At 40.1% G+C, this 9,797-nt stretch carries 4 protein-coding genes and 2 pseudogenes; 1 reads left to right on the top strand and 5 read right to left on the bottom strand.

The annotated features are described in order from the left end of the window. Positions 1-388: 388 nt before the first annotated feature. Positions 389-2,274, bottom strand: a pseudogene (locus DWX73_RS11935) (DUF5696 domain-containing protein). 225 nt (positions 2,275-2,499) lie between these two features. On the opposite strand from DWX73_RS11935, the gene DWX73_RS11930 reads away from it, so the two are divergent. Next, positions 2,500-3,456, top strand: coding sequence for an AraC family transcriptional regulator (locus tag DWX73_RS11930; protein WP_118348971.1), 957 nt, complete (start codon positions 2,500-2,502; stop codon positions 3,454-3,456). 27 nt (positions 3,457-3,483) lie between these two features. Here DWX73_RS11930 and DWX73_RS11925 read toward each other — a convergent pair whose 3' ends face one another. The 4 genes and pseudogenes from DWX73_RS11925 to DWX73_RS11910 all read right to left on the bottom strand — a co-directional run bounded on the left by DWX73_RS11925 (position 3,484) and on the right by DWX73_RS11910 (position 9,534). Continuing rightward, positions 3,484-4,929 (bottom strand): TrkH family potassium uptake protein, encoded by a 1,446-nt coding sequence (locus tag DWX73_RS11925; RefSeq protein WP_118348970.1) that lies wholly within the window; start codon positions 4,927-4,929, stop codon positions 3,484-3,486. After that, positions 4,919-6,297 (bottom strand): annotated as a pseudogene (trkA, locus tag DWX73_RS11920) (Trk system potassium transporter TrkA). The gene DWX73_RS11925 and the pseudogene trkA overlap by 11 nt, the downstream one beginning before the upstream one ends. A 149-nt stretch (positions 6,298-6,446) precedes the next feature. Next, complete coding sequence (locus tag DWX73_RS11915) at positions 6,447-7,841, bottom strand: aminopeptidase (protein WP_118348969.1); 1,395 nt, start codon at positions 7,839-7,841, stop codon at positions 6,447-6,449. 304 nt (positions 7,842-8,145) lie between these two features. Beyond that, entirely contained in the window at positions 8,146-9,534 is a 1,389-nt protein-coding gene (locus tag DWX73_RS11910; protein ID WP_118348968.1) for a glycine--tRNA ligase, read from the bottom strand. Positions 9,535-9,797 lie beyond the last annotated feature (263 nt).

Genomic DNA, 9,797 nt, shown 5'->3' with positions numbered 1-9,797 from the left:
CTGTTGCTCCCATAACAACTACAAGTCCGAGTGCCATGAGTTTTGTAAGATTTTTCTTCATAATACATCTCTCCTTTTTACTATGTATTTGAGTTGCTATATATAATACCGATCCAATACCGGTATCACATACATTGTGAGAAGTTTGTTAAATCGTGCAGACAAAACTGTAGGAAATTTTCTACCATTGAGTCTGAATTGTATCTTTTTCACAATTTTAACTTGTTTTCTCTCTGTTAAGTAGTATTATACAACCAATAAATTCATTTTGCTTATTGTATTATCCACTTCTATTGTCATATTGTCTTCAAACTTATATAAAACCACTAACAAAATAAGGTTTTTTCAGTTTTCACATACAAAATGACTAATTCAATACGCTAACATACTAAATGATTTCATATTCTAGTGTATCAAAGTTGACTGTAACTGTTGTTCCGTTGCTGAATGTTGTTCTCTGCACCTGTGGATTTCCGTCTACCATTTCATGACGTACCATCTCGCATTTTGCTACTTTTTCGTGTAAGCCTGCTACGACTTTACAGCGCTCAATATCTTCCTCTACACTGAATCTGATATAGTCATCGAAAGAACCGTCAAAGTTTGGATATGCTCCATCTCTCTTTAAATATGGCGCTCCGCCGTTTAACAGTGCATACAGCATATAGTCTTCTGTTTCACTTAATTTCTCCATCATCCACGGCTCAATCAGACAGTCATGATATACAAGGTTAAATAACGGAACCGCAATACCATGTCTTGGAGAACCCGGATGTGCCAGCATGAAATCATACGGTGCATAATGGCAGAATACAAGGCTTGGGATTGCCCAGTCATTTACTTCTTCAGAACTTGGCAGGATTCCCTTAGATAATAAAAATTCGAAGCATGCATTTCTGTAATCATAGCAATCTCTTCTTGTCATCTTATGCCACGGATGATTACATTCGTCTCCTTCATTACAAGTAAATACATCAAGATATGCGCCGTCCAGTTTGATTCCGGCATCTTCGATTGCCTTGAAGTTTCTCTTTACATAAAATGGAGCCTGTGTTGCACATAAGTATGACTGCGGACCGCCTGCCCATCTCTGATGCTCCGGAATTGTTCCGTCTGTGAGACGGCATGCAAAGTTTTCATCAAAGCTTTCTGCTGATTTATAATAATCTCTGTACTGATCATGGATACCGAACATATAACCGCATTCATGCATTGTATCAGCCAGTTCTTTCATATCTTCCCATCCGCCTGCTTCTTTACAAGCCGGTGAATAATCCGGATGATTGTTGTCGTATCCCGGTTCTGCCCATCCGTCCAGATGAAGATACATTTTTTCCACGCCAAGTTCATGGTAGCGTTTTATTTCTTCTGTGCGGGCTTTGAATGGTGTCAGGTTGTCATTTTTATCAGGAGCTTCCGGATCAAAGAAGTCAGAGTTTGGCTGAACCTTTGTCTTAATTCCTGTATGTACAAAAGAACATCCGATCAGATCATTAACGGAAGGAGTCTTCGCTGCTTTTTCTTCCAATGAGCGGAATAAGCCTTTTTCTTTCACATATGCTCTGTATGCTTTACAAATATCGTTATAATCGCAGTCGCTCAGGAATGTATATCTCATAACGCGGCGATAGTCAATTTTTCCAAGACTTGGCTCCCAGCGGATGTTCATATGTGTATACGGACCATCTGCCGGATGTTCTACATCATATCCTGCATTCCACGGTGTCACTGCAACCGCCAGATACCCTTCGCAGTCTTTGACCTGTCCGAACCACGGCATATAAGCTCCTGCTGTTCCGAGGAAACCATCAAAAGATGTATTCATTGTTTCTACTTCCCATGTATTCGGAATCAGAATTCCCTGCTCCCAGTTAAGAAGTGTATACCAGCTGTCTTTCTTTTCTTCAAATGCCATTTTTCCCGGCCAGTAGATTGCCTTTACGTCAAATCCATCTTCGCAAAGCGGCACAAATTCAAAATACACATGACCTGTCACAGCTTCCACCCATACGATCGTCTCGAAAGCAAAATCTACTTTCTTTCCTTCTGCCTCAAATCCTTCGTAATGCTGATAAATCCTTCTCCAATTCCAGTCTTCCACTCTTTATGAGAGATAACTGCTGCATCTTTGAAATATACTGTTCCCTGTGCAGTTTCAATATGCGGTTCATAATCGCTGCACCAGTCCCAACATGTATCTGCTTTTTTGATCGATACATGAAGCGTCTGCTCATCCAGTCCAAGTGTGATGCCATTGCTAATCACTGTTTTCATTTTCCTTCCTCCATTTCCGGCAAATTAGCTAACTTTCAGCAAAATTCTGCCTTATTTATATACATTATAGCTTTTTTGATACAGTTTTGCTTGCCATATCATCTATCCTTCTTGTCCAATTGTCTATTTTCTGCTAAAATGATTCCGAGTAAATAATTGATTTTGACGGGAATCACTCCCTCTTGTATAAATGATCCAGGCGATTCCAGAAAGGAGCATTTGTTTATGACTTATGTAAAAACTGTACTCAAAAAAGAAATCGTTATTGATTCCATTATTACAATCCACTATTTTGAATATTCCAAAGATTTTTCTTTTTCCGGTGAAGCACATAACTTTTGGGAATTCTTATATGTGGATGCCGGAACAGTAGACGTGCGCTCTGAGAATAAATTGTACACGCTTCACGCAGGAGACATTATTTTTCATCAGCCGAACTGCTTCCATGCAATGCGTTCTTCCGGTCTGAAACATTCGCTGAACCTGGTTGCAATTTCCTTCTCTACGCAATCTCCGGCAATGATGGATTTCTCTGATAAGTGCTTTACTCTGAATATGGAAGAACGTTCTTTGATTTCCAAAATTATTGCTACAGCGCGTGAAACCTTCTCGACACCGTTAAATATTCCGTCAGTGGAACAGGTTTTGATTTCCGAAGATGCTTCCTTTGGCTCAGAGCAGCTCATTTTGCTTTTTCTTGAACTTTTTCTTCTGACTGCAAAGCGCTGCCACCTCTGTGATAATGGTGTTATGATCACGCATCAAAAGATTGATACTCCGATCAGTTCTCTGACGAAAAATAATCGCCTGGATAACATTGTTCACTATATGGAAGAACATCTTTATGAACCATTGAAGATCCAGACACTCTGTGACGAGTTTTCTCTAAGCCGTTCCGCTCTCCATGCACTGTTTCAGGATGAAAAGCATTGTGGGCCCATTGAGTTTTTTAACAGTATGAAAATAGAGCGTGCCAAAGAACTGATCCGGGACGGGTCCATGAATTTTACAGAAATCGCCCACTTTCTTTCTTACAGCTCGCTCCAATATTTTTCAAAACAATTTAAAAAGGCGACCTCTATGTCGCCCCTTGAATATGCTTCCTCGATACGTCTTATCACAAACCGGGTATCCAATCCTTCTCTTCGGATTGACCGCCCATTAAAAACGCCGGAGAATTAAACACATCTCCGGCATTTTTCATTTTTCTTAGAACTTCTTTCTCCATACGGATGGTGCCATCAACATCAAAAACGGGAATAACTCCAGTCTTCCTGCCAGCATATCGAAACAAAATACTAACTTTGACAACACAGAAAAAGAAGAAAAGTTTTCTACCGGTCCAACACCTGCGATTCCAGGTCCGGTATTATTCAATGTCGTCAAAACAGAACTGAATGTCGTAGCAAAATCAAAATTATTTAATGATACGATCAGAATTGATACAACCATGATCAAAAAGTAAATAACTGTATATCCGATAACTCCATTCACAGTCTCGTCCTGAAGACGTTTTTTATTCAATGTGATGATCGATACACTCTTTGGATGGATTAATTTCTTAATTTCTCTCTTAGCGTGTTTCATAAGAATCAAGATACGGGATACTTTCATACCGCCTCCGGTAGAACCGGCACAGGCTCCTATCATAATCAGAAGCAGTAAAATCCCTTTAGAAAATTCCGGCCACTGGTTAAAATCTGCCGTAACAAAACCGGTTGTCGTAATAATTGCTGAAACCTGGAACGAAGCGTAACGAAACGCTTTCAGAAATCCTCCATAATAATTGCTGATATTAATTGTAATCATTAAAATTGCAGCAGCAATAATTCCAAAATATGCTTTTACTTCTTCGTTTTCCCAGATATTTCTAAACCGCTTTAACAGAATCAGGAAATACATATTAAAATTGATTCCGAACAGAATCATAAATACCGTAATCACTCCGTCAATATATGCGCTGTCATAATATGCAATACTTGCATTTCTGTTTGAGAATCCTCCGGTACCGGCTGTACTAAACGCATGCAAAATACTGTCATACAGATTCATTCCGCCAAATAAAAGGAAAATTACCTCCGCAAAAGTAAGAACAAAATACATTGCATACAAAATCTGAGCTGTTGTTCTCGCCTTCGGCACAAGCTTTTCAATCTCTGGTCCCGGCATTTCTGCTTTCATTAAGTGCATCGAACGATCATTTTCCAGCGATGTAATTACCATAACGAAAACAAGCACTCCCATACCGCCGATCCAATGTGTCAGCGATCTCCAGAAAGCCATTCCCTTCGGTAATGCTTCAATATCTGTCAGAATCGTTGATCCTGTTGTCGTAAATCCGGATACCGTCTCAAAAAATGCATCGATAAACTGAGGAATCGCACCTGATGTATAAAATGGTATTGCACCGATCAATGACCACAGAAGCCATGATAATGCAACGATTACAAGTCCGTCTCTTCCGTATAGTTTTGTATTCTTTGGTTTCTTTCTTCCAAACAGAATATGTACCAGAATCAAAAGTACTCCCGGAATGACAAAATGCATATAACTGTCTTCCCGATAGATCAACGCTACAATCGCCGGGAGAAACATTACAACGCCTTCAATCCCCAGAATCTTTCCGAGCATATAAACTGTCATTTTATGATTCATAAGTCCCCCTGCTCTCAAAGATATCTCTGATGTCCTGTATTTTTTTATTTTTTGTCACAATAATTACGCTGTCTTTCGGCATAAGTACATCATTTCCTCCCGGAATGATAATTTTACGATCCCGGACAATCGTGGCAATCAGGTTATTTGGTTTCATATTCAAGTCTTTCAACGGAATATTTGTATATTCTGTTTCCTGCTTTACGATAAATTCCAACGCCTCTACTTTGCCGCCTACCAAATAATATAATGTTTCAATATTAGCGCTCTTAATAGAATTGTGACGCGCACGCACATATGCCATAATTACATCTGCTGTAGAAGATTTTACAGAAACAATTGAGTCAATTCCCATATCTTCCACCATGCTGGCGCGGCTGTCCTCATTTACTTTTGCCACAATCTTTTTCACTCCCTGCTGCTTTGCAAACAGAGCCATAATAATATTCTCTTCATCAATCCCTGTCAAAGCCACAAGTGCATCGGCAGATCCAGTCCTTCTTCGATTAGAAGCTCATGATCTCCTGCATTTCCGCAAATGATCGTTGCATCTGGAAGCTGCTCGCAGAGACGCTCACACTTTTCCATATCTTTTTCAATAATCTTCACATGCATTCCGAGCACGCAAAGCTGCTTTGCCAGATAATAACTGATCCGGCTTCCTCCACAGAGAATGATATTTTTTGTTTTTGCTTTCCGGCTTCCCAGCGCTTTAAAGAAATCTTCAATCTCCTTATGGGATGCGGCAATATTCAATTTATCACCTGACCGAACAACAAAATCTCCGTCCGGAATAAACACTTCTTTTCCTCTTTGCACCGCACAGACAAGCACTTTAATCTGATATTTCTGGTAGATCTCTTTTAATGACATACCAACAATTGGATTTTGTTCGTTCAGGATAAATTCTACAAGTTCTACACGGCCTTTTGCAAAAGTCTCTACTTTTGTTGCTGCCGGAAAGATCAACACACGGCTGATTTCATTTGCCACTGTCAGCTCCGGATTTACTGTCATACTTAAATGCAGATCTTCTTTTAAAAGATCAATCTGCTTAAAGTAAATCGGATTACGCACACGCGCAATCGTATGCTTCGCTCCAAGCCTTCTTGCAATCAGGCAGCTCAACATATTTAACTCATCTGTTGAAGTACATGCAATAACAAGATCTGAGTGCTGCACATCTGCTTCCTTCTGTGTCTCTACATCTACTCCATCTCCTGTCAGACACAGCACATCCAAAGAGTTGACCGATTCCTGCAACCGTCCCTGGTTATGGTCAATCATAACAACATCATAGTTTTCTTCTGATAACTGCTTCGCCAGCTTATGGCCGACTTTACCGTCACCAATAATTACGATCTTCATTTTCATTACCCTCGTTTTTACACATTCTTTTCTTTTAGTAGTACGCAATTACACAGTATACGCCATTTTTTCCAAATGTAAAGACTCTTCTGAAAAAAAGGACACCGAAAATATCAGAAATACCTCCGGTGTCCTCTTCTAAAGACTAATTAGTTTTCAAACGCATCGTCAAGGAATGCTCTGTATCCCTTCACTGCCTCGTAAATATCTGCTTTGCTTGCAACTTCATGCGGTGCATGCATACATAATACTGCGATACCACTGTCAATAACATCCATTCCGTAAACAGCCATAATGTAAGCGATTGTTCCACCGCCTCCTACGTCAACTGCACCAAGTTCTGCTGTCTGGTAAGAAACATTGTTGTCTTCCATAATTCTTCTGATCTCTGCAACATATTCTGCATTTGCATCACTTGTTCCGCCTTTTCCGCGGCTTCCTGTGTATTTGTTAAATACAAGTCCTCTTGAGAAGTAAGCTGCGTTCTTCTTCTCAAAACAAGATGCAAACATCGGATCAAGACATGCACTTACGTCAGAAGAAAGCATCTTAGAATTAGCTAATGCACGGCGAAGCTTCAGATCTCCTTCTTCTCCGAGAACTGCCATTAATTCTGCAACTGTGTTCTCAAAGAAACGGGATGTCATACCACTTGCTCCAACACTTCCGATTTCTTCTTTGTCAACAAGGATACAGCAGGATGTTCTCTTCACATTGCCGTTTCCGCCTTTTAACAGCGCAAATAAAGATGTGAATGCACAGATTCTGTCATCATGTCCGTATCCGATTACCATACTTCTGTCAAGACCGCAGTCTCTTGCTTTTCCGGCAGGAACAATTTCTAACTCAGCAGATACGAAATCATCTTCTTCTACATTGTAGCGTTCTGCAAGAATCTTCAATACATTTGCTTTGATCGCATCTTTTTCTTCGCCTTCTAACGGAATATTACCGATCATCAGGTCAAGCTTCTCGCCATTGATCACTTCACTTGCTTTCTTGCCCATCTGCTCTCCTGCAAGATGTACAAGGATATCTGTAATGACAAATACCGGATCATCTTCCTTCTCGCCGATCACAACGTCAACTTTTGTTCCGTCTTTCTTGATCATAACTCCGTGTAATGCCAGCGGAAGTGTCAGCCACTGATATTTCTTAATTCCGCCATAGTAGTGTGTATCAAGATAAGCAAAACCTTCTTCTTCGAATACCGGCTGCTGTTTGATATCAATACGAGGAGAGTCAACGTGAGCTCCTAAAATGTTCATACCTTTTTCCATCGGCTCTGTTCCGATCTCAAACATCAGAAGTTCTTTCTCGTTATAAGCTGCATATACTTTATCTCCGGCTTTTAATGTCTCTCCGGCTTTGATTACGTCATTCAAATTCTTATATCCGGCTTTCTCTGCCATCTCGATAGAAATACGAACACATTCTCTTTCTGTCTTTCCGGCATCCAGACATTCTTTGTAAAGTTCATTCACTTTGTTTAATTTTTCCAGTTCTTCCGCACTGTATGAGTTCCAGATGTTCTCTTTGTTCATAACTGTTTGTGCCTCCTTTATACTTTTCAGAATGATTCAATACTCTCATTATATACTTTTTACAAAATATGTCTTTATACTATTGTCCAAATTTATTACTTTATTATACACAATCGTGCAAATCACGGACAATAATGCAAATCCTTTTTATACATAATGAAACGCCATACTTTCATAGAACCAAAATTCCCTGCCGAACTGCGCCTATCATGCAGCCTTCGGCAGGGATTCTGTTTCACACTCAATTTATTTTATTCCGGAACAGAGCTTTCGCCCGGAAGCCGGAAATCCGCTCACACTCTAATTAGTAAGCAAGTTTCTCATCCAGATATGCTTTCAGATCTTCAATCTTGATTCTTTCCTGCTCCATTGTATCACGATCACGGACAGTTACTGCACCATCTTCTTCAGAATCAAAATCATAAGTGATACAGAACGGAGTACCGATCTCATCCTGACGGCGATAACGTTTACCGATATTGCCGCGGTCATCAAATTCGCAGTTATAGTATTTGGATAATTCTGCGTAAACTTTCTCAGCGCCCTCATTCAATTTCTTAGACAGTGGAAGCACTCCGACTTTTACCGGTGCAAGTGCCGGATGGAAATGAAGCACAGTACGAGTATCTCCGCCTTCTAATTCTTCTTCGTCATATGCGCTGCAAAGGAATGCAAGTACAACACGGTCTGCTCCCAGTGACGGTTCAATAACGTATGGAACATATTTGATCTTCTTCTCGTCATCAAAGTAGCTCATATCTTCTTTGGAAACATTCTGATGCTGTGTTAAGTCATAATCGGTACGGTCTGCAATTCCCCACAGTTCTCCCCATCCGAACGGGAATAAGAATTCCAGGTCTGTTGTAGCCTTACTGTAGAAAGAAAGTTCTTCTTTCTCATGGTCTCTTGCACGAAGTTCTTCTGCCTTCATTCCAAGACCTAACAGCCAATCCTGGCAGAACTGCTTCCAGTATGCAAACCACTCAAGGTCTGTATCCGGTTCACAGAAGAATTCCAGTTCCATCTGCTCAAATTCTCTTGTACGGAATGTAAAGTTACCAGGCGTAATTTCATTTCGGAAAGATTTACCAATCTGACCGATTCCAAACGGAATCTTCTTTCTGGATGTACGCTGTACATTCTTAAAGTTAACAAAAATACCCTGTGCTGTCTCCGGACGAAGATATACAACATTCTTTGCATCTTCTGTTACACCCTGGAATGTCTTAAACATTAAGTTAAACTGACGGATGTCTGTGAAATTATGTTTTCCGCAGGATGGACACGGAACTTCGTGTTCGTTGATGAATTCCATCATTTTCTCCTGTGACCACGCATCTACGCTCTCATGTAATTCAATTCCGTTCGCTGCTGCAAAGTCTTCGATCAGCTTATCTGCACGGAAGCGTTCTTTACATTCTTTACAGTCCATCAAAGGATCACTGAATCCTCCGAGATGTCCGGATGCAACCCATGTCTGCGGATTCATCAGAATCGCACAGTCAACCCCTACATTATACGGGCTTTCTTGAATAAATTTCTTCCACCACGCTCTTTTTACGTTATTCTTTAATTCAACTCCCAGATTACCGTAATCCCATGTATTCGCTAATCCTCCGTAAATTTCTGAACCCGGATAAACAAATCCTCTTGATTTTGCCAGGGCAACGATTTTTTCCATTGTTTTTTCCATATTCCCTTACCTCACCTTCCTGGTTTTTCACATTGTCTTGAAAACGGCATCTGACGCCAGATTCAAGGTGATTATTGTTAATTATTATATATTCTGCAGTGATTTTTTGCAACTGTTATGACACATTTCATCGGGAGTTTGACAGTTGAATATTAAAAAAAGTTCTCACAGGTCGCATAAAACCTGCTTTTTTTATGTCAAATTTTCTGTTTTTATGGCTGTTATTTTATGTTATTGTATGATATAATAAGGGATAGGAGGGA

Origin of the sequence: Coprococcus sp. AF21-14LB (genome assembly GCF_003458885.1) — a bacterium.
Classification (GTDB): Bacteria; Bacillota; Clostridia; order Lachnospirales; family Lachnospiraceae; genus UBA9414.
This window is presented reverse-complemented; position numbering and strand designations above follow the sequence as displayed.

Bases quoted from the DNA above. Each gene is read 5' to 3' on its own strand.
- DWX73_RS11915 (WP_118348969.1), bottom strand. From the start codon at position 7,841: ATGAACAAAGAGAACATCTGGAACTCATACAGTGCGGAAGAACTGGAA.
- DWX73_RS11930 (WP_118348971.1), top strand. From the start codon at position 2,500: ATGACTTATGTAAAAACTGTACTCAAAAAAGAAATCGTTATTGATTCC.
- DWX73_RS11910 (WP_118348968.1), bottom strand. From the start codon at position 9,534: ATGGAAAAAACAATGGAAAAAATCGTTGCCCTGGCAAAATCAAGAGGA.
- DWX73_RS11925 (WP_118348970.1), bottom strand. From the start codon at position 4,929: ATGAATCATAAAATGACAGTTTATATGCTCGGAAAGATTCTGGGGATT.